The organism is Planococcus liqunii (assembly GCF_030413595.1).
Lineage (GTDB): Bacteria > Bacillota > Bacilli > Bacillales_A > Planococcaceae > Planococcus > Planococcus liqunii.
Window position 1 is genome coordinate 3,307,430 of sequence record NZ_CP129238.1, and the last position, 19,901, is coordinate 3,327,330.

The 19,901-nt window shown below is 46.9% G+C and carries 20 protein-coding genes; 1 reads left to right on the plus strand and 19 read right to left on the minus strand.

Features of this window, described 5'->3' with window-relative positions; genetic code table 11:
- Positions 1 to 7 precede the first annotated feature (7 nt).
- From QWY22_RS16325 to QWY22_RS16335, 3 genes are all read right to left on the minus strand, one after another.
- The gene (locus tag QWY22_RS16325) at positions 8 to 2,134 is read right to left on the minus strand and encodes an ATP-dependent helicase (protein WP_300981882.1); all 2,127 of its coding nucleotides are present in this window, start codon (positions 2,132 to 2,134) and stop codon (positions 8 to 10) included.
- 199 nt (positions 2,135 to 2,333) lie between these two features.
- A complete protein-coding gene (locus QWY22_RS16330) occupies positions 2,334 to 2,540 on the minus strand; it encodes a YwbE family protein (protein ID WP_300981883.1) in 207 nt (68 codons plus the stop codon).
- 89 nt (positions 2,541 to 2,629) lie between these two features.
- Entirely contained in the window at positions 2,630 to 4,036 is a 1,407-nt protein-coding gene (locus tag QWY22_RS16335) for a DUF2382 domain-containing protein (RefSeq protein WP_300981884.1), read from the minus strand.
- 249 nt (positions 4,037 to 4,285) lie between these two features.
- Here QWY22_RS16335 and QWY22_RS16340 point away from each other — a divergent pair, with 249 nt between their 5' ends.
- A complete protein-coding gene (locus QWY22_RS16340; protein WP_300981885.1) occupies positions 4,286 to 4,861 on the plus strand; it encodes a hypothetical protein in 576 nt (191 codons plus the stop codon).
- A 387-nt stretch (positions 4,862 to 5,248) separates the two neighbouring features.
- On the opposite strand, the gene glsA is transcribed toward QWY22_RS16340, so the two are convergent.
- The 16 genes from glsA to QWY22_RS16420 form a co-directional block, all read right to left on the minus strand.
- Positions 5,249 to 6,214 (minus strand): glutaminase A, encoded by a 966-nt coding sequence (gene glsA / locus QWY22_RS16345; protein WP_300981886.1) that lies wholly within the window; start codon positions 6,212 to 6,214, stop codon positions 5,249 to 5,251.
- Positions 6,215 to 6,271: 57 nt separating this feature from the next.
- A complete protein-coding gene (locus QWY22_RS16350) occupies positions 6,272 to 6,874 on the minus strand; it encodes an alpha/beta hydrolase (protein ID WP_300981887.1) in 603 nt (200 codons plus the stop codon).
- Positions 6,875 to 7,065: 191 nt separating this feature from the next.
- On the minus strand, positions 7,066 to 7,944 hold the full coding sequence (hslO, locus tag QWY22_RS16355; RefSeq protein WP_036805554.1) for an Hsp33 family molecular chaperone HslO: 879 nt from the start codon (positions 7,942 to 7,944) through the stop codon (positions 7,066 to 7,068).
- A 65-nt stretch (positions 7,945 to 8,009) separates the two neighbouring features.
- Positions 8,010 to 8,234 (minus strand): DUF896 domain-containing protein, encoded by a 225-nt coding sequence (locus QWY22_RS16360; protein ID WP_300981888.1) that lies wholly within the window; start codon positions 8,232 to 8,234, stop codon positions 8,010 to 8,012.
- Between the two features lie 21 nt (positions 8,235 to 8,255).
- Positions 8,256 to 8,738, minus strand: a complete 483-nt coding sequence (locus QWY22_RS16365) for an RrF2 family transcriptional regulator (protein ID WP_300981889.1) — start codon at positions 8,736 to 8,738, stop codon at positions 8,256 to 8,258.
- A gap of 705 nt (positions 8,739 to 9,443) precedes the next feature.
- The gene (locus QWY22_RS16370; RefSeq protein WP_053165236.1) at positions 9,444 to 9,977 is read right to left on the minus strand and encodes a chromate transporter; all 534 of its coding nucleotides are present in this window, start codon (positions 9,975 to 9,977) and stop codon (positions 9,444 to 9,446) included.
- Positions 9,974 to 10,555, minus strand: coding sequence for a chromate transporter (locus QWY22_RS16375; protein WP_300984417.1), 582 nt, complete (start codon positions 10,553 to 10,555; stop codon positions 9,974 to 9,976). The genes QWY22_RS16370 and QWY22_RS16375 overlap by 4 nt, the downstream gene beginning before the upstream one ends.
- Before the next feature lie 11 nt (positions 10,556 to 10,566).
- Positions 10,567 to 12,171 (minus strand): gamma-glutamyltransferase family protein, encoded by a 1,605-nt coding sequence (locus QWY22_RS16380; protein WP_300981890.1) that lies wholly within the window; start codon positions 12,169 to 12,171, stop codon positions 10,567 to 10,569.
- Positions 12,172 to 12,213: 42 nt separating this feature from the next.
- The gene (locus tag QWY22_RS16385) at positions 12,214 to 13,233 is read right to left on the minus strand and encodes an ABC transporter ATP-binding protein (protein ID WP_407072323.1); all 1,020 of its coding nucleotides are present in this window, start codon (positions 13,231 to 13,233) and stop codon (positions 12,214 to 12,216) included.
- Positions 13,199 to 14,212, minus strand: a complete 1,014-nt coding sequence (locus QWY22_RS16390) for an ABC transporter ATP-binding protein (protein ID WP_300981891.1) — start codon at positions 14,210 to 14,212, stop codon at positions 13,199 to 13,201. Before QWY22_RS16390 ends, QWY22_RS16385 begins: the two co-directional genes overlap by 35 nt.
- Positions 14,213 to 14,219: 7 nt before the next feature.
- Positions 14,220 to 15,776, minus strand: coding sequence for a glutathione ABC transporter substrate-binding protein (locus QWY22_RS16395; protein ID WP_300981892.1), 1,557 nt, complete (start codon positions 15,774 to 15,776; stop codon positions 14,220 to 14,222).
- An 18-nt stretch (positions 15,777 to 15,794) separates the two neighbouring features.
- The gene (locus QWY22_RS16400; RefSeq protein ID WP_300981894.1) at positions 15,795 to 16,682 is read right to left on the minus strand and encodes an ABC transporter permease; all 888 of its coding nucleotides are present in this window, start codon (positions 16,680 to 16,682) and stop codon (positions 15,795 to 15,797) included.
- Between the two features lie 14 nt (positions 16,683 to 16,696).
- Positions 16,697 to 17,638, minus strand: coding sequence for a nickel ABC transporter permease (gene nikB, locus QWY22_RS16405; protein WP_300981895.1), 942 nt, complete (start codon positions 17,636 to 17,638; stop codon positions 16,697 to 16,699).
- Between the two features lie 305 nt (positions 17,639 to 17,943).
- Complete coding sequence (locus tag QWY22_RS16410; RefSeq protein ID WP_036805521.1) at positions 17,944 to 18,393, minus strand: Lrp/AsnC family transcriptional regulator; 450 nt, start codon at positions 18,391 to 18,393, stop codon at positions 17,944 to 17,946.
- A 105-nt stretch (positions 18,394 to 18,498) separates the two neighbouring features.
- Positions 18,499 to 18,945 (minus strand): GNAT family N-acetyltransferase, encoded by a 447-nt coding sequence (locus tag QWY22_RS16415; protein WP_300981896.1) that lies wholly within the window; start codon positions 18,943 to 18,945, stop codon positions 18,499 to 18,501.
- 84 nt (positions 18,946 to 19,029) lie between these two features.
- Positions 19,030 to 19,878: a pirin family protein gene (locus QWY22_RS16420; protein ID WP_300981897.1), complete on the minus strand. Its 849-nt coding sequence runs from the start codon at positions 19,876 to 19,878 to the stop codon at positions 19,030 to 19,032.
- Positions 19,879 to 19,901 lie beyond the last annotated feature (23 nt).

The window sequence follows — 19,901 nt, forward strand, 5'->3', positions numbered from 1 at the left end:
GTTGTGTTTAATCCAGTACTTCCAATAACTTATAGCTCAAACAAATATCAATCAGCAATTCTTTCCGCTCTTTGGCAAATTGGATCGAGATGCGCTCATGATCCCGTTCAATGATTTTGCCCGTGCCAAAAACACGGTGGCGAACTCTTGCCCCTTCCAAAAGTTCATCTTCCCTCTTAGCGGCATTCGGGTTATCCGGAACATCCACTTTAATCGGTGTCTTAGCGACCGTCCGGGTTTTTTGGGCTACCGACTTCTCCGGCACTACAATATCCCGCACTTCATCCACAAAGCGGGACTCGCTGTCATAGCTAATCAGTTCCAAATGCTTTTTGGCACGCGTCATGCCGACGTAAAACAACCGCCGTGCTTCTTCCAAGGTGTCGGGGTTTTCTGCATCTTCCTCGGTCGGGATGATGCCTTCCACCAGATCAATCATATACACCCGTTCAAATTCCAAGCCTTTGGAACTGTGGAAAGTGGATAAAGTCAGCATGTCCTCGGTTTTTTCGGCTTTTGCATTTTGGGTGACTTGCTCCAATTCCTTCAATCTTTTCGCAAATTCAGTCATGCTTGAAAGCGGTTCGGCAATTTGTTCCAGCGTAATTAAGATCTGCTCCAAATACTGCAGGCGCATACCGAATTTTTCAGCACGGCTCGCAAGCATTTGATCGTATCCCAGATCCGCCCGGATTGTCCGAATCACTTTTAGGGGTTTCATGCCATTCAATGCATCAAACCATTTTTTCTGCTCGGCAAGAATTTTGAGTTGGTAGTCCTTCAGCGTAATGTTCAAATTGATTTCATCGAACGCGTTTTTCACCGTCGGCTTCATGCGGCTCAACTGCTTTAATTGGCTGCCCGACCAGTAGGCATTTGTTTTCGAAGCAATTTTCGCGTAAATATCAATGCGTTCCGGCTTCAAGCTGAAGCGCATAAAATTCAGCATGTCTTCCACAATCCAGTGCGAGAAGAAACGGTTGTCCGCATCTTTCATATAAAAAGGAATGCCCAGGCGGTCCAGTTCACTCATCAAAAGTGTCGAAGAGGAATTGTTGCGGTAAAGGATGGCCACATCGCCAAAATGCTTCAGTTCTTTCAGTTCCTTCATCACATACTTCAACTGCGCTTCCTCTGAAGCAAGGCGCCGGATGACAATCGGATCTCCTTCCGGTTGCTTGGTGAACATGTTTTTGTCGTGCCGCTTTTTGTTCGTTTTGATGAATAAATTCGCGGCCTCTACAATGTTTTTGGAGGAGCGGTAATTGCGCTCCATTTTCATCACATAGGCGTCCGGATACACATTTTTAAATTTCAGCAAATAAGTCGGTTCTGCAGCACGCCATGTATAAATCGACTGGTCATCATCTGCGACCACGCACAGGTTTTTATGGCGGGCCACCAGTTTTTCCACGATGGCATGCTGGATCATCGAAGTGTCCTGGCTTTCATCGGTCATGACATAATCCCAGCGATTCTGGTACTTCGCAAGCAGATCCGCATCTTTTTCCAGCGCTTCATTTGCGAGGGAAAGCATATCATCAAAATCGACCAAGCGGACATCGTAGTTTTCTTTAAATGCCTCGTACGTCTTTAAGATCTCAATTGCCCCTTCAAAAGGCGCATCTAACTTTTTCCATTGTTCCCTTGGGGTCATTTTGTTTTTCACAAAACTGATGAACGAAGTCAATTCATCCAGCTGGTCTTCGGTAATCGGTTCTCCGACTTCCGTTTCGAACATTTCACGCAGCAGCCGCTTTTTATGAAGGCCGTGCGATTCGCTGCCTTCAATCATTACGTAACGGGATTCCGCAAAGTATTCCCGCGTGATTTGGAAAGCGAGGCTATGGATCGTCGAGAAATCAACCGGTGCTAGCTTTGGGAAAAAACGTTTATAGCGTTCCTGCATATCGATGGCAGATGCCTTGCTGAACGTGATGGCTTTTATGCGGTGCGGCTGAACTTTTTTCTCTTCAATCAAATACCCAACACGCATAATCATCGTTGTTGTTTTGCCCGATCCGGGACACGCTAATAAGAGCAGCGGCCCTTCTGTCCGCTCGACGGCTTTGCGTTGAATTTTGTTCAGTTCCACTCCGAGTTGTTTTTGTTTGCGTTCAAAAAAATTGCTCATACGATACTCCTTCGCATTTTCGGTGCATGATCTTATTTAAACAGACAATATGATTCTCGCCGCCTTTACCGGGAGAAAGGTCTGGCAGTTTCAATTGCAAATCGAAAAAAATTCTCTTCAATAAATAAACGATACTCTATTCTAGCATAAAAAATAGATGAAAAAGGACCCGCTAATTCGGGTCCTTTGAGCTTATGAATTATTTGTCAGTACCGCTGAGGATTTCGCTTACGCGCCCAACCTGGCCGTCTTCAAGCCTTACTTTGATGCCATGCGGATGCGTGGCGGAATTCGTCAAAAGGTCTTTGACAATTCCCCGTGTTTTTTTGCCGGTTCGTTGATCCTGCTTTAGCACAATATTGACTTCTAAACCCGGTTTAACGTCGCTTCTTTTTTTGCCGTCCATCTTTATCCCTCCTGCCTTACTTTCATGATACGCTATTCCCGCTTTTTTTCCACACAAAAAGGCGGGGAAATCCCCGCCCTGATTTTGCTTTAGCGTCGATCTGTTCGGTTGCGGTCAAAATCGTCTGTACCCAGATCACTGTCATCATCGATATCCGCTTCTTCTTTGCGGACGGTTTCTTTGACGACTTCAGTGTCCTGTACTTTCCGTTTGCCTACTACAATTTCTTCACTAACAACATCCGTTTTTGAGACATTTACCCGTTCTTCCGTTAATGGAATATGGATATTGTCCCCTTCTTGATAAGCATCTCTGCCAATATGTGAATCTCCATCAACTTCTTCGTTTACCGGGCGGCGTTCTACATAGACCTCTTCCCGCTCAACCGGCACTTCAATTGTTTGATTGTCTTCAACAACACGTTTGCCGACATTTACTTCTCCGGTCTGCACACGGTCTTTATTGACCTGCAGGCGTTCTTCGTGAAGGCGCATCCGTTCTTCATCTGAATCTGCAAAGTCATGGTCCGTATCCATCCGGTTGCGGTCGTTGTCCATAAAGTCACGGTCGGTCCGGTCGCGATCCGAATCCACAAAATCTCTATCGGTCCGGTCACGGTCGGTGAAGTCACCAGTCGAACTATGGCTGTCGCGTACTCCTCCTGTTGATCCAAGGCCACCTGCATTCGTCAATCCGCCGCTTGTGCTCGTTCTGTCTACTCCATCAAGTCCTCCGCCACTGGTTCCCATTCCGCCTGCGCGGTCTGTGTCTCCATAACGGCTTTCATTGGTTGCAGTGAAATCTCCTGTATCGCGGCTTGGTGAAGGAACGTCATCGACTGAACTTCCGGCCCCTAAGCCAAATCCTGTTCCGGACTTCCGGCCAACTCCTGCCGATTCACTGTCGTCCAGCCGTGAAGACGCGGAAGTTTCATCGGAATCCACTAAGTTGTGTCCTGAATGGAAGTTGACATCGTTCGCTTCATTGGTATCCACAGTCAAGCCGTCACGACCGACCATACCGGAATCTTCTCCTGTATAGCGGGAAGTATCATCAGCTCCTACAATACCTGATGCTGCGCCTGCTCCAGCACCTGACGAAGTATTTTTCATTGGATCGCCATATGCAGAACTGCCGCTTCCCGTTCTGTTGTTATAGGAATCACCAATTTCCTTGTCCACAAACAGCAGGATTTTCCCGTTTTGCACTTCCTGATAGTAACGGTCTGCTTCGTTGCCGTCTACACCCATGTCGTTAAACGCTTGGCGGATAGGCTCATTGCCGGACATAAAGCCCATAAACTTATCCATCCAGCCGCCGCCTTCAGTAGCCTTGTAATCTACATCGGTGCGTCCCCGGACCATCGAAATCTGGTCTTTGTCATGCGCCATAACGTACATGTGATCTTCAGATATTCCCTGCGCTTTCAGTTCTTCGATTTTTCTCAACACTTCTGTTTCGTTATCAAACGTCCCCATAAAGTTATTGCTGGCCATTTTTGATACCTCCATTTTTTGATGTGTATCGTTGAAAAATCTTACTACTCAAGAAATACCCGACCGATATATTCTCAAACATTTTTGGCAAATGAATAGGTCAATAAAACCAAGAAAGTTCAACAGAAATTCCTCGTTTTATACTTTGCACCTTTATTTAAAAAATATTTTGAAAATATTCCTCTTTTTTGTAACTTTATTTCCAATTTGACGTCTATCTTTATAATTGATTTTAAGAGGAGGGAAGATATGGGGAAATTGGCAGTAGTTCTTTTTGTCTTGTTTTTTACCATGGCACTTGGAGGCTGTGCACCCCAGCCTGTTTCTTCCGAAAGCATTCCTCCTTCAAAAGCCGTTAACCTGAAAATTCCACTCGTGGATTACAGCTCGGTGCGTGTGGTCCAGCTTGCTTCCGATCAAGCCATTTTAATCGACGGTACTTATTATGAAGTGACAGCAGCATCATCATTCACGACTGTTTCAGGCGCCCCTCTTGAGCCGAAAGAACTGCAGCCAGGGGACCTCGTATTCCTAACAGCCAGCAAAACAACGACCGGCCAGCTTCCGGAAAAAGGCGTCCTGCTGTCTCTTGTCAAACATGAGGACGAAGCGAGCCAGCAAATCAGTACTGCAATTGCCCAAGTACTCGAAAATCAGGAAACGGGCGACATCATTGCACCTGAAATCAAATCAGTCAGCTCCCATTTGGTCACCTTGCAATTTAGGGATTGGGCAAACGAACACAAATATGAATGCATTGTAAACCTTAATAGCTTAGCGTTCCACGTAAAAGAAATTTCCGGTTCAATGCAAAAAAGCCCGTGAACGCTTCGCCGTTCATGGGCTTTCAGGCTGTCGAGAAACAATTCATGCTCTAAGTCATTTTGCTCCAAGTGGACGCTTTCCGCGGGCACGGCTTCAGCCGCTTCCTTCGCTGCGCTCCGTCCAGGGGCTTCAGCTCGTGCTGCTCCCGCAGGAAACAAGGCTGCAAAGCAGACTTGTTTGCGACGAAGCTAGCGCAGCGATGCAACGCTCTTCCATGTTTCGAAGCTAGCGAAGCGATGCAGAAACAGGAGCACAAGGTTTTCGCAGCGGCTGAGGAGGCTTGGCGGCTCGCCCGCGGCAAGCACAGCTGGGTTGCGGAATATCAGTTATATCTTTCTCAACAAGCTGAAAGCCCGTGAACGCTTCGCCGTTCATGGGCTTTCCATATTAAAATATGCTTAAATCCCACTCTTTTGAAATTTGGCGGAGCATCATCGTTCCTGCCGCACTGTTTCCAGTCGCGTCAATCGCCGGTCCGTATACACCGATTCCTGCTCCTGCCCGGAATTCATAGGTTTGGGAATGCAGTTTCGGCGGTACCGCCGCCAGGATTCCGCCGGACACGCCGCTTTTGGCCGGGATGCCGACATGAGCTGCAAAATTCCCTGAAGAATTGTACATGCCGCAAGTTACCATCAGCACTTTTGCCACTTGGGCAATTTCGTCCGAAAAATGCTTCACTTTCGTAATCGGATTGTATCCATCGTATGCAATGATCAAACCGATCAATGCCAAATCTTTCACACTGATTTTAATGGAGCATTGGCTGATGTAAATATCCAGTGCCTCTTCCACTTCAATCTCTAAAAAGTTCGCTTCTTTCAAATAATAAGCCAGCGCCCGGTTGCGGTGTGAAGTTTTCCATTCGGAGTCATACACTTCCTGATCCATCTCAAGCGGATGGCCAACCAGGCTTTCTAAAAATGACAGCAGGTACTCGTATTTCTTCTGGCTGGTTGGTCCAGGCAACAGCGCAGAAACAGTGATCGCGCCTGCATTGATAAACGGATTGAACGGCTTGTTCGGCCGATGGATTTCAAAAGGGATAATTGAATTGAAAGCTTCACCCGTCGGTTCCACATCCACCCGCTCAAGGACAAATTCCAATCCGTAATGGCAGCTTAAGGCGATAAACGTCAACGCTTTTGAAATGCTTTGAAGCGTAAATTCCTTGTCTGTGTCTCCGGCGCAGTAATAATGGCCGTCTTCGTCGACCATGCAAATGCCAAGCAGACTCGGATCGACATTTCCGAGCGCCGGTATGTATTGCGCAGTCGTCCCTAATATAGCATGCCCTTTGTTTTCCTGGATCCATGCTTCGAGCTGTTGTTGAATCAGCGGATTGTTTTGCATACCGTCCCTCCTCCTAGACTTCAAAAAACCCCTTGTTTTTACAAGGGGCATAAGGTTTTATAATTGATCGTACCATGCTTTTGCCGCTTCCACTTCCGGCATGGTCAATTGATGGCCGTAGTTTTCCCAGTGCAGCTTAACCGCAGCACCCGCGTTTTGGAGCAATTCCTCCAAATCAGTGGATTCCTCAGCCGGGCAAATTGGGTCGTTCGTGCCTGCAGCAATAAATACTTGGATGCCTGACAAATCAGGCAGCTGCGTCTCGCGGTTCGGCACCATCGGATGATGCAGGATTGCTCCTTTCAACGCATCCGAATAAGTGAACAATAAATTGGCTGCAATATTAGCGCCGTTTGAATAGCCGATGGCAATGACATTGCTGCGGTCAAAGCCATGTTCTTCAGCTGCTGTTGCAATAAATTGGTTCAATTCTTCTGTACGCGCCTTTAAATCTTCCATATCAAACACACCTTCTGAAAGGCGTTTGAAAAACCGCAGCATGCCGTTTTCCGAAACGTTGCCGCGAACACTTAAGACAGACGCTTCCGGGTCAATATGCGAAGCAATCGGCAAAAGGTCATGCTCATTGCCTCCTGTTCCGTGCAATACTAGAAAAGTCGGTTTTGATGGGTTGGAACCTTGCTGAAAAATATGTTTCATAAAATTTACCTCCTAATAGTGGAGCTGCCTCACGGATTTCTTTTCCCTAAATCAAAGCAGCTGAAACTTATCTCGAATTCAAGATAAATATATCACAGCGTGGAGGAAATACCAATCAAAAGCTTTTTCGAAATTGACGTAAAAAAAACCATCCGCTTGTACTTCCAGCGGATGGTTCCATTATCGGTTGATTAGTTGATTGCTTCCAGCATATCTTCCAAGTTTTCTTTTGTGAAGAGGTAGTTTTCGTTGCAGAAATGGCATTGTGCTTCTGCTTGGCCGTCTGTTTCGATCATGTCCTGGATTTCCGCAGTGCCTAAGCTCACAATCGCATTATGGATGCGGTCTCGTGAACACTGGCATTGGAATTGGACGGGCATATTGTCGAGCACTTTTAGATTGTTGTTGCCAAGTACTTTTTCCAGAATTTCTTCCGGCGTCATTCCTTCGCGGACCATATTGGAAATCGTCGGGATTTCCGACAAGCGCTGTTCGATTTGGGTGATCACTTCTTCGCTTGTCCCCGGCAATAGCTGAATGATAAAACCGCCTGAAGCCTGGATGGTATTATCCGGGTTTACAATAACCCCGACGCCAACGGACGACGGCACTTGCTCGGACGTCACGATGTAATGGGTAAAGTCTTCTCCCAGTTCGCCTGACACAATCGGCACTTGTCCGACAAATGGCTGCATTAAGCCGATGTCTTTTGATACTGAAAGAGTCCCTTCGGTTCCGACTGCCCGTCTGACATCGAGTTTCCCCTGTTCGTTCAAGTCAAAATGCGTCTGCGGATTCGAGACATAGCCCCGGACTTCGCCTTTTGCATTGGCATCCACCAGAATCGTCCCCAGTGGACCTCCGCCGTTGATTTTAATCGTCAATTTTTCTTCGCCTTTCATCATGGCACCAAGCATTACACTGGCAGTCATGGAACGGCCAAGAGCCGCTGAAGCGGTCGGCCACGTATAATGGCGGCGCTGCGCTTCTCCTACCGTTTGCGTTGTCCGCGCTGCATAAGCACGCACTTGTCCGTCATAAGCTAAAGCTCTTACTAAATAATCATTCATCTATTTTCACATCTTTCTTTAATTAGTTTATGGGGCTAAGAAACTTGCCCATGTGTAAATTCCTTTTATTGCTGCCGGAGCATTTTTTCGTTCTTTACTTTCTCCGGCGTCACGTCATCGCCTAAAGGATCTAGTACTTTCAGGCTGGTGACCGTATTTTCGATTTGCCCGCGGATTTCCCGGAGGTAATCTTCTCGGAGCACTTGCTGCTCTACTTTTTCAGCAGGCGTCAAGCCGGCTTCCTTAGATTTTTTTGCTAATTCATTAATACGGGAAATGCTTGCAATCATGACCTTCACCCTTTCGTTATCTCAGGCAACCATTTTTTCCTGAAGCCATTGCTTCAATGTCTCAGTTTTTAGCAAAAAACGCTGTTCTTTCATTTTCTCAGCCAAGGTTGCAATCGTTTCTCGCTTCATAACCGACTTCCAGGCAGTCTCCGCTTCTTCCATCAAGTCAGACAGCAAACAACAGTCTTCCTCTTGTTCAAGCTCCAGCATATCGCCTAAAATGCCGCTCGGCGAATAAAGCGACTGCCTCCCTTCAATTGCCAAATATATATCGTATACGCAAATGTCTTCGGGTTTTTTCTTTAATTTAAAGCCGCCTTTTACTCCAGGCACGGAAGAAATCAAATCCGCGCTGACCAGCTTTCGCAGCAGCTTTTGGAAATAGCTCGTGGATACATTCAATTGCTGGCTGATCGCTTCGCCAGGCAACACAGCCTTTTCCGGAAGCATATTCAGTAAAAGTATGGCGTAAACCGATTGTTCAACGCCAGTTTTCATGTGCATGGAGTTCACCTCAATCCTGTTAACGAGGACAATCTTTGTCCGCATTATCCTATAATAAGGAGCGGATCTACTATTGTAAAGAAATCTGCTCTAAACAAAAAACCATCCACATCATGTGCGGATGGAGCTTGTAGACAAAAGATTTTTACGCATGAGAAATGAATGAACAGACAACAGGGAATCGCGGATCCTCCGTTTCAGCCGGACGCGTTCCGCGGGCTCGCGCCGAACTAACTCGGAACTTGCGTCCCGAGTGGATTTCGGCACTTCGTCGCTACGCTGCCCCGCAGGAGTCGCCGGCCTTCACTTCGGATCTTAGAAGTGAAGCTATCCAAAGGTGTCGCTTTTCTACTGCAACTAAAAAATTGAGCGTCATTCGGTTTATCGTTCACTTTAGAAGCAAAGAGAGACACCCCAGCCGGTTCGGCCACGAAGACTCCTGTGGGAGCAGTGAAGGAGCAACGCGACGGAGCGACGAAAGCTGAAGGCCCTGCGACGAAGCTAGCGCAGCGATGCAACGCTCTTTCATGTTTCGAAGCTAGCGAAGCGATGCAGAAACAGGAGCACATGGTTTTCAGCGACGAGGAGACTGAGGCTGAGCCCACGGAAAGCGAAGTGGCCAGCCCGGTTGGGTTTATACATTTCTATTCATTTATACTTTGTCTACAGTCTGCACCCGCATCATGTGTGAATAGTTTTCTTCTTTTATAAAAATCCTGATATTCCGCCGTAGGCAAGTGCCAGCAGGATGACAAATGCAGGATGGATTTTACGGATTTCAAGCATCCAATAACTGATCACGATTAGAATGACGGTCTGCACGCTGCCTGATGTATCGACCGACGTCATGAAAAATTGGAGCGTCATGGCGCCGAGAAGCACTGCAATCACCGGCCGAATCAATTTCGTTATATTTTTCACCTTTGGTGAATCTTTGTATTTCAGCAAAGTCACCATGAGCAGAATCATTAAAATAAGAGAAGGCGCCACAGATGCAAACAATGCGATGACGGAGCCCAGAATGCCGCCTTCCATATACCCGATATAACCGGCCATTTTGGTGGCAATCGGACCAGGCAAAGCATTGCCAAGCGCCAGCACTTCACCGAATTCCTGGGTGGTCATCCATCCATACCGGTCGACCACTTCTTTTTCGACCAGCGGAATAGAAGCCGGCCCTCCCCCGTAGCCCAAAATGCCGGGAATGAAAAACGCCAGAAAGATATACCAGTAAATCACGACGCTCCTCCTCCTTTCTTAAAGGACAGTAAGGAAATCAATAAAATGGAAATTATTAAAAAGACCGGATGTACATTCAGCACTTCCATTAACACAGCTGCAATCAATACAAATAAAACGGCACGGGCCCAGCCGAGTGACTGGCCCGATTTTTTCAGAAAATCCCAGGTCATGACTGCGAGCATCACCCCGACCACCGGCACGACTGCCGCTGACATGTTATTGACCCATTCCACTCCTTTAAACTGCTGCAATGCGCCAAGCAGCAAAATCATCAGCAGGACGGTTGGAACCGTTACAGCAACCAAAGCGACAATACTTCCAATGATGCCGTTCACCCGGTAGCCGATGTATCCGGCCATCTTCGTCGCTATAGGGCCCGGCATTGTATTGCCAAGCGCCAATGTATCGCCGAATTCATCATCAGTCATCCACTTATATTTTTTGACGGCTTCTGTATGAAAGAGCGGGATTGCAGAAGGCCCTCCTCCAAAACCTAACATGCCGACGCGGAAAAAGGCGGCAAAAATATCGGCATTCACCTTCAGGCTGGAGGTTCCGGACGACTTTTCCCGCATTTTTTTATTTGTTACCAAGCAGCAACCGATCCATCCGTACGGGATTCTGTGCCGCCAGCCAGTACCCCCGTCTCCGGATTACGCCAAATGATCTGTCCACGGCCGAAAGCACCGCCGTCGGTTGCCACTTGGATTGCATGCCCTTTCCGGGCCAATGCCTGAGCCAAATAATTCGGGAAGTTCGGTTCCACTAAAATCGTTTTGCCTTCCATCCATTGCCATCTCGGCATATCAAGTGCCGCTTGAGGATTCAATAGATAATCTACTGTGTTTGTGACCACCTGGAAATGCCCTTGCGGCTGCATATAACCGCCCATCACGCCGAACGGGCCGACCGGTTTGCCCTCTTTTGTCAGAAAGCCCGGGATAATCGTATGATAGGTGCGTTTCCCGCCTTTCAATACATTCGGGTGCTGCGTTTCCAGCGAAAAATCAGCTCCGCGGTTCTGAAGCCCGATACCGGTGCCCGGAATCACGATGCCCGATCCAAAGCCCATATAATTGCTCTGGATATACGAAATCATATTTCCTTCTTCATCCGCCGCTGCTAAATAAACTGTACCGCCTTTTGGCAATTCATACGGAACCGGATCAGAAGCCTCGGTCCCAATTGTGGCTGCCCGCTGCTTCGCATAATCGTCCGAAAGCAGGTGTTCAACACTTACCGGCATCGCTTCGGGTTCTGTAATGAACTCTTTGCCGTCCGTGAAAGCAAGTTTCATCGCTTCAATTTGTTCGTGATACGTCTCAGCCGACTGCCATTTTGGTTCATTTAAGTTCTTGAAAATATTCAACGCCATCAGTGCCACCATGCCTTGGCCATTCGGCGGAATTTCCCAGACGTCATAGCCACGGTAATTTGTGGAGACCGGATCCACCCACTCCGGTTTAAAGGCCGCCAGATCTTCTTTTGCCAAAAAGCCGTTGTGCTGCTTCATGAATGCATCGATTTTGTCCGCAATCTTTCCTTCATAGAAAGAACGGCCATCCGTTTCAGCAATTTCCCTTAAAGTAGAAGCATGTCCAGGAGATGACCACATTTCACCGATTTCAGGAGCTTTTCCGTGCGGTGCGAACGTGTCAAACCACGACTGATATTCTTCCGTAGTAAAGGACGTTTTAAATTTGTCATACGCCAGTTCCCAGTACTTCCCGAGGATCGGCGTCAACGGATATCCTTCTTCTGCGTAACGGATCGCAGGCTTTAAGGTTTCTGAAAGCGGCAGTTTCCCAAACTTTCTTGACAGTTCCGCCCAGGCCGCTGGAACTCCAGGGACTGTAACAGGCACCACACCGTGCACCGGCATTTTGTCATGTCCCAATGCTTTCACCGCTTCAACTGAAATGCTCTTCGGCGCTGGGCCTGAGCTGTTCAATCCGTGCAATTTATCTTTTACCCAAACCAGTGCAAAGGCGTCTCCGCCAATGCCGTTGGATGTCGGTTCGACAACCGTCAAAGCCGCTGCTGTCGCGATGGCCGCATCAATTGCGTTGCCGCCGTTTCGCATCACTTCAATTCCAGCCTGAGCCGCGAGTGGCTGGGAAGTTGCCACCATTCCTTTTTTTGAAAATGCTGTGTGCCGTTTGGCATCGAAAGGGTGCTGTAAATAGTCCATTGAAATTCCTCCAGTTTCAAAATAATAGCCGACTGCTGGGACTTACCCCAGCACCCGGCTCAATGATTCTCCTGCAAAATGGCATGCCGCAAAGTGATCTTTTTCATGCTCGATGAACGCCGGTTTGTCGACGCTGCAGATTTCCTGCGCCATTGGGCAGCGTGTATGGAATACACATCCACTTGGCGGGTTCGACGGATTTGGCATGTCGCCGACCAATCGAATCCGTTCTCTTTTCGCCTGCATCGTCGGCCTTGGAATAGCCGACAGCAATGCGCGGGTATAAGGGTGGAGCGGATGATTAAAGATTCTTGTCACATCGCTCATTTCTACTGTGTGCCCCAGGTACATTACCAGAACCCGGTCACAGAAATAACGGACAACTCCTAAATCATGTGAAATGAACAGATAAGACAAATTATACTTTTCCTGCAAAGTCTTTAATAGTTTTAAGACCTGTGCTTGAACGGATACGTCTAAAGCGGAAACGGCTTCATCGCAAATGATGAACGAAGGGTTTAAAGCGATTGCCCGGGCAATGCCGATCCGCTGCCGCTGCCCGCCGCTGAATTCGTGGGGATAGCGGTCGTAATGTTCAGCTTTCAACCCCACTTCTTTCAGCAGATCAAGTACGGCATCTTTTCGCTCCTGCGCTGACATATTGGTATGCATCCGGAACACTTCATCGAGTGCATGGCCTATTCGCTGCCGTGGATTTAAAGAAGCATAAGGATCTTGAAAGATCATCTGCATTTCTTTTACGAACTTCTTCTTCTCTTTTCGCTTTAAATCCTGGATTTCCTGCTCATTAAACTTTATTTTTCCAGCTGTCAGTTCTTCAAGGCCCAGAATTGTTCGGCCGAGCGTCGATTTCCCGCAGCCCGATTCCCCAACCACTCCCAGACTTTCTCCTTTATAAAGCTTTAATGAGACAGACTCCACAGCTTTGACATTCCCTTGGACGCGTTTCAGAATGCCGCCTTTGATCGGAAAATATTTTTTAACGTCATTTAATTCCAAGAGAATTTTAGGCTTTGATAACGACTCGTCCATTGTTTTCATCTGTTTCAGCCTCCTTTTCGTTCAGCCAGCAAGTGGCAGAATGGCCATCGGATAGGTGGAATTCGGGAGGCACCATGACTTTGCATTTATCCATCGCAAATTTGCAGCGGGGATGGAAGCGGCATCCTGGAATATCTTCATTTAAGCCGGGCATATTGCCAGGAATTGGTTCAAGTTCGAATTCCGGATCGTCCACATTCGGCACAGAGTTCAGCAATCCGATTGTATACGGATGGCTCGGATTATTGAAAATCTGTTCCACGGGCCCTTCTTCAATTTTCTGTCCGGCATACATGACCATCACCCGGTCTGCCACTTCCGCTACAACACCCATATCGTGTGTAATCAACAGAACACCCATATCCAGCTTGTCCTTTAAGTCGTTGATCAAATCAAGGATTTGCGCCTGAATGGTCACATCCAGTGCCGTCGTCGGTTCATCCGCAATCAGCAGACTTGGATGGCAAGCGAGGGCCATTGCAATCATGACCCGCTGCCTCATGCCACCGCTCAATTCATGCGGATATTGGTTCAAACGCTTTGCCGGATTCGGAATCCCGACTTGGTTGAGCAATTCCACTGCCTGCTTCGTTGCTTCATTCTTTGACAATTTATGATGGAGCATCAACGGCTCTCTCAATTGATAGCCAATCGTCAAGACTGGATTGAGCGCCGTCATCGGCTCTTGAAAAATCATGGACATTTGGTTGCCGCGGAGTTTTCGCAATTGTTCCTGTGACAGATTTTGGAGAGGCTCGTTGTGGAGCAAGATCTCTCCGCTTTCTATCGAACCATTCGAAGGCAGCAACCCCATCACAGACAATGACGTTATACTCTTCCCGCACCCCGATTCTCCTACGATGCAAAGTGTCTCTCCTTTTTCAACATGAAAAGAAATTCCTTTAACCGCCCGTACTGTTCCTTCAGCTGTACGAAATGAGGTTACTAAATCTTTCACTTCAAGTAATGTCTGTGCCATATTCTCCCTACTCTCTCGTTACGTTTGCCAAACTCCATTGGCCGTTCGGATCTACTTTTAAACCTTTGATGGATTTTTCAGTAGCGGAGGTAACGACGCCGTGGTACATCACGATTGCTGCGTTGTCATCCAGCATAAACTGATTCGCTTCCGCTAAGAATTTTTCGCGTTCTTCCGGCACAATTGTCGTGCGCGACGCTTCTACTAATTTATCGAATTCCGGATTGCTGTACTGGGCACGGTTGGAATTGCCGACGTTGTCTGAATGGAAGTTCGGGTAGAACATTTCAGAACCGTCGCTCGTTACGTTTGACCAGCTGAGGAAGGTCATATCGTATTCCCCTCCGCGTGCTGTATCCAGGAAGGTTGCCCATTCCATCGTTTCAATTTCAACTTTAAATCCAGCTTCTGTTAGTTGGGATTGCACAATTTCAGCCATCAAGATGAAATTGTCGCGGTTAGCTGCAAGCAATTTGATCGGTTCGTCGCCAAAGCCGTTTTCTTGCACCAGCTGTTTTGCCAATTCTGGATCGTACGGAGTTCCTGCATTATCCGCTTCTTCTGTGTAGCCAAATACTTTCGGCCCAAGAATGCTGTCGCTTCTGACGCCTAAGCCATTCAATTTTTCCACAAAAGCATCACGGTCGACTGCACTTGCTACCGCTTTGCGGAAATCAGGATTTTGGTTGCGTTCTCTTGAGTGGTTGAACGTCAAATAGTAGACGGGTGTTCCTTCCTGTTTCGTCACTTCTACGTTTTCAAGCCCTTCGATGCGGGAAATCTGTTCCGGCGGCAACGCATCCAGGAAGTTCACTTCGCCGGTTTGCAGCATGGAAATGGCTGTTGAGATTTCAGGAACCACTTTAAACTTCACTTGTTCAAGTGCAACTTCTCCATTCCAGTAGTCGGGGTTCTTTTCAAGCACGATTTCATCGCCTTGGTTCCAGCTGACAAACTTGAATGGCCCTGTGCCTACCGGATTTTGCATCAAGTCTTGTTTCTGGTCTGCTGTTGGGCTGATAATCGCAGCGTTGGAGTGTGAAAGAGCTGCAAGCAATGGTCCATATGGATATTTTGTTTTGATTTCTACAGTCGTTTCATCAATAGCAGTTACCGTATCCACCGGCTCTAAAAGAGAGGCACGCGGTGCTGCAGTTGCAGGGTCGCGCAATTTATCAAATGAGTATTTTACCGCTTCGGCATTAAAGTCTGTTCCGTCCTGGAACTTGATGCCTTCTTTCAGCTTGATGACCCACGTCAAATCATCAGGGTTTTCATAGGATTCGGCTAGTTTAGGTTCCAATTCCATCGTTTCAGGATTTCTCTCAAACAAGTTTTCATAGATTTGTGTCATGACGTTCGAAGACACCGAATCATTTGTCATCGTCGGAGAAAGTCCAACCGCATCTGAAGTAGAGGCATATACAACTTCTTTTTCTCCATCTGAAGCCGGTGCATCTTTTGATCCGCCGGTTTCCGCGCCTTCAGGAATCGTACTTCCTGAACACGCGCTTAAAATCAACATTCCGATTAATGCGAGTAAAAACAGCCACTGTTTCTTCATTTAAATTCCCCCAATGTTTTATTGTTCAATGTCCATATTCGGATCAAGCGCATCCCGCAAACCGTCGCCAAGTACATTAAAAGCAAAGACCGTCAGCATAATGGCAATGCCAGGAACAATCGTCAAATGCGGAGAAGTCCACATATAATCCTGCCCCTGCGAAATCATGGCGCCCCATTCCGGTGTAGGCGGCTGTGCGCCAAGCCCCAAATAACTTAATGAGGCGGTAGAAAGAATGGCCGTTGCCATCCGCATTGTAGCGAAAACAATAATCGGTGCGGTTACGTTCGGCAGAATATGTTTGACCATAATCCGCAAATTGGAAGCCCCCATTGAACGCATCGCCATAATGTATTCTTTTTCTTTGACCGATAGCACCGATCCGCGCACAATCCGTGCACATGTCGGAATCGACCAGATGCTGATGGCAATTGCTACATTTACCAGGCTAGTACCTAAAATTGCGATAATCAGCATCGCCAGCAAAATGCCGGGAAATGAAAACAGCAAATCAACAAAACGCATGATGATGGCATCCAGTTTGCGGTAATAGCCAGCCAGCATGCCGAGGATCACGCCACCCAGTAATCCCAGTGAAACAGCCACTGCACCAACCACTAGTGAAATTCTTGCGCCGTAGACAATCCGGCTCCAAACGTCGCGCCCATAGTTGTCCGTACCGAGCCAGTGCCCGTCGCTGAACATCGGCAATTCGCTGCTGCCGAGATTTTGTCTGATGGGGTCATGCACCGTAATGACCGGTGCAAAAACGGCCAATAGGATTTGGAGGAGTACGACGATCAAGCCGACTATGGCCATTTTGTTTCTGAACAGGCGCCTTAACGTGGTTTGCCAGGCCTTCTCCTTTTTCTTCGGTTTTGCTTTTACCGCTTCAGCCGTTGTCATAGCATTCCCCCCTTTTAATCGTATTTGATGCGTGGGTCAATATAAGTGTAAATAATGTCAACAATCAGATTCACAAGAACAAACAATGTGGCAACCAGCAGCACCGACCCTTGGACCATCGGAAAGTCACGTGCTGCAATGGCATCAATCATTAAACGCCCTACTCCATTGATGGCAAAAACCTTCTCGGTAATAATGGTTCCCCCGAGAAGAAATCCAAAGTTCAGCCCGATAACGGTAATGATTGGGATCATGGCATTTTTCAGCGTATGAATCCAAATGACGTTTTTTTCTTTAACCCCTTTGGCCCGGGCTGTCCGTACATAATCTGCCCGAATTACTTCGAGCATCGAAGACCGGGTCATCCGGGCAATCATCGCCGCAGAACCTGTTCCGAGCGTAATAGCCGGCAGTATCAATTCTTTAATGCCATCTACCGTATAAAACGGATGCGACATCCCGCCTACCGGCAGCCATTGGAGATTTACCGCAAAAACGAGAATCAGCAATGCCCCCAACCAGAAGTTCGGGATAGAAATTCCAGCAAGTGCAAACGTTGTAGCCGATACATCGAGCAACGAATTTTGTTTAAGCGCGGATACAAGGCCGGTAATGATTCCAATAATGACCGCTACAATCATGCTCGCGATGGCCAGTTTCAACGTATTGGGGAACCGAACCGCAATCGCATCCCCTACAGGCTGAGAAGTTTGATAAGAATAGCCAAAATCACCTTGGACTGCGTTGCCCAGATAATTGGCATATTGCACTAAGAACGGTTTGTCCAATCCGAGATTAGCTTCAATTGCTTCAATATCTGAAGCAGTTGCCGTCGGCCCTCCGATAATCGAAGCCGGGTCTCCGGGCGCAATGTACATAGAAGAAAATACAAGGAAAGAAATTCCGAGAAGCAAAAACACTAATTGAAAGGCCCGACGAATAATTAAAGCAACCATCTTTACACCTCCTGAAACATTTGTTAAGCATAAAATCAAATACACTTAACAAATGTTAGTTGTTTGATAATTTTGATTATATGTTAATGCAATGTAAAAATCTATACGAATTTTCAAAAAAGTACTTTTTACTCATTTCTAATTAACAAAAACCATATTTTATATTCATGCCCCTTTCGATTTGTCTCTATTATTTTAATTTCTAATGCTTTCTGTTTACTAATGAATATATTTTGCCGTTTTCAAAATCACCAAAAAGAAAAAGCCTGCAGCAAATAAATTTCGCTGCAGGCTTTTATGTTGTTTTATAACTTTAAACCGTTTCTGCTTTTGAAGCGCCGAAGCAAAATATGGCTTTCGACTCGAGTAATGCCTTCAAGAGCGTATAACTCTTCGTTTATGAATTTTTCCAGTCCCATGAAATCGTCTACCAAGACATGCATGTGCAAAGTGGAAGGCCCTGTCATTTGGTAGCAGCTGGCGACATTTGGATTATCCGCAAGTGCTTGGGCTACTTCCACCAGAGATGAAGGCTCGCAGTCCACTTCAAAAAAACCGGATACTTGCTTCCCTACTTTTTCGCTGTTGATCACTACCGTAAATTTTTCGATGATTCCAGCTTCCGTCAATTGATGGACCCGCTCACGGACCGCCACCCGGGAAAGATTCAACTCTTTTCCAATGTCGACATAAGAGCAGCGTCCATTCGCTGTCAGCAATTCTAAAATCTTTCTATCGGTTTCATCTATTTTCATCATTCCACCTCCGACCTATAAACAGAACATAACAAAGCACTGTTTGCTTCCGTTTTGTAATACAACCATTATATTTAGTTTCTTTTCGAAATTAAATAGTTCTTTTTACTTTCTTTTTAAAAATTCACTAAGTGTAATTCCGGGAGCTGCTTCAAACCGCTTCTGTTCGGCAAAGCCGAACGATTTATATAAGTTTACAGCAGGCTGATTAGCTGTGCCGGTGCTTACCAGAAAGTCATGATCGCCATATTGCTCCATCAAATGAACCAGCAATGTTTTCCCGATGCCTTGGCGAAAGGCTGCCGGGTCAACTACGAGCCGATGAATATCAATGGTCTTTCCTATTTCTTTAAAAGAAATGAATCCTTTCAGCCGTTCTTCCACCATGCCCCAGAAAATCTCATCGCTCCTTTGAATGTCTTCAACGGATTCCTTGATTTGAGGAATGCCAGCGAATCCAATCAGTTTTGCTTCCACTTCATATGCGGGTTTTTGAATCCGTTGAATCGCTTCAGCCATTTCTTGTTGCCGATGGTCCAGTTTTATAATCATATGAATCGACCTCTGCTCATGCGGGGTGCTCCTTTTCTTGTAAGTGGTTCTTATATTATAAATGAAAACTTATAGAAGTTTATACTAAAACTTTCCATTCCAATAATCCTGGAATGCCTGATCCAGTTCCTCTTTTGTGTTCATCACAAAAGGGCCTCGGTGTGCAATGGGTTCACCGAGCGGCTCTCCGCTCAAAACAAGCAAAACCGTTTCCTCTTTTAAAGCGTTGACGACAAAAGCTTCACCGCTGTTTTCGAACAAAATGAAATTCCCTGAAGCGACAGAGTCCTCTCCATTGACGCTTACTTCGCCTTTCACCACAAATGCTCCCGTATTGAAATGCGGTGGAAACTCAAATTCTGCCTGGCCTTCTTTTTGCAAATGGACATCGAAAAGATGCAGAGGCGAAAATGACAGCGCTGCGCCAACAGTTCCTGCATACTCGCCCGCTATCACGCGGACTTCTCCTCCGTGAACCGGAACCGAATGGATCTTGTCCTGAGTCAACGATTGATACTTCGCGTGCGCCATTTTCTGTGCCTTCGGAAGCAGCACCCATAACTGAATCATTTCAGAAACGCCGCCTTCCGGAAGCTCAGGAAATTCAGTGTGCTGGATTCCAGCGCCAGCTGTCATCCACTGGGCTTCGCCTTTATGGATTGTCCCGCCGTTCCCATTGGTGTCGTAATGGGTAATGGCCCCTTCATAGACAATCGTGACGGTCTCCAATCCCCTGTGGGGATGCAATCCATCCACTCTTCCAGAGCCTGTTATCGCAGGGAATGTTTGCGGAGGTTCATGGTCCAGCATAAAGAACGGACTCATCCGCTGGTAATCCGAAAAAATCGGTAAGTAGTTTTTCACTTCCATATCAATAACGGTAAATGGTTCTGAACCGGCAAGAACCGCTTCGATTTGTTTCACTTTCTCCATATCGCTTCCAACTCCTTTTAAGC

Bases quoted from the DNA above. Each gene is read 5' to 3' on its own strand.
- QWY22_RS16400 (WP_300981894.1), bottom strand. From the start codon at position 16,682: ATGACAACGGCTGAAGCGGTAAAAGCAAAACCGAAGAAAAAGGAGAAG.
- QWY22_RS16380 (WP_300981890.1), bottom strand. From the start codon at position 12,171: ATGGACTATTTACAGCACCCTTTCGATGCCAAACGGCACACAGCATTT.
- hslO (WP_036805554.1), bottom strand. From the start codon at position 7,944: ATGAATGATTATTTAGTAAGAGCTTTAGCTTATGACGGACAAGTGCGT.
- QWY22_RS16365 (WP_300981889.1), bottom strand. From the start codon at position 8,738: ATGCACATGAAAACTGGCGTTGAACAATCGGTTTACGCCATACTTTTA.
- QWY22_RS16385 (WP_407072323.1), bottom strand. From the start codon at position 13,233: ATGAAAACAATGGACGAGTCGTTATCAAAGCCTAAAATTCTCTTGGAA.
- glsA (WP_300981886.1), bottom strand. From the start codon at position 6,214: ATGCAAAACAATCCGCTGATTCAACAACAGCTCGAAGCATGGATCCAG.
- QWY22_RS16350 (WP_300981887.1), bottom strand. From the start codon at position 6,874: ATGAAACATATTTTTCAGCAAGGTTCCAACCCATCAAAACCGACTTTT.
- QWY22_RS16330 (WP_300981883.1), bottom strand. From the start codon at position 2,540: ATGGACGGCAAAAAAAGAAGCGACGTTAAACCGGGTTTAGAAGTCAAT.
- QWY22_RS16390 (WP_300981891.1), bottom strand. From the start codon at position 14,212: ATGGCACAGACATTACTTGAAGTGAAAGATTTAGTAACCTCATTTCGT.
- QWY22_RS16360 (WP_300981888.1), bottom strand. From the start codon at position 8,234: ATGATTGCAAGCATTTCCCGTATTAATGAATTAGCAAAAAAATCTAAG.
- QWY22_RS16375 (WP_300984417.1), bottom strand. From the start codon at position 10,555: ATGCGGGAAAAGTCGTCCGGAACCTCCAGCCTGAAGGTGAATGCCGAT.
- QWY22_RS16395 (WP_300981892.1), bottom strand. From the start codon at position 15,776: ATGAAGAAACAGTGGCTGTTTTTACTCGCATTAATCGGAATGTTGATT.
- QWY22_RS16410 (WP_036805521.1), bottom strand. From the start codon at position 18,393: ATGAAAATAGATGAAACCGATAGAAAGATTTTAGAATTGCTGACAGCG.
- QWY22_RS16340 (WP_300981885.1), top strand. From the start codon at position 4,286: ATGGGGAAATTGGCAGTAGTTCTTTTTGTCTTGTTTTTTACCATGGCA.
- QWY22_RS16415 (WP_300981896.1), bottom strand. From the start codon at position 18,945: ATGATTATAAAACTGGACCATCGGCAACAAGAAATGGCTGAAGCGATT.
- QWY22_RS16420 (WP_300981897.1), bottom strand. From the start codon at position 19,878: ATGGAGAAAGTGAAACAAATCGAAGCGGTTCTTGCCGGTTCAGAACCA.
- nikB (WP_300981895.1), bottom strand. From the start codon at position 17,638: ATGGTTGCTTTAATTATTCGTCGGGCCTTTCAATTAGTGTTTTTGCTT.
- QWY22_RS16335 (WP_300981884.1), bottom strand. From the start codon at position 4,036: ATGGCCAGCAATAACTTTATGGGGACGTTTGATAACGAAACAGAAGTG.
- QWY22_RS16325 (WP_300981882.1), bottom strand. From the start codon at position 2,134: ATGAGCAATTTTTTTGAACGCAAACAAAAACAACTCGGAGTGGAACTG.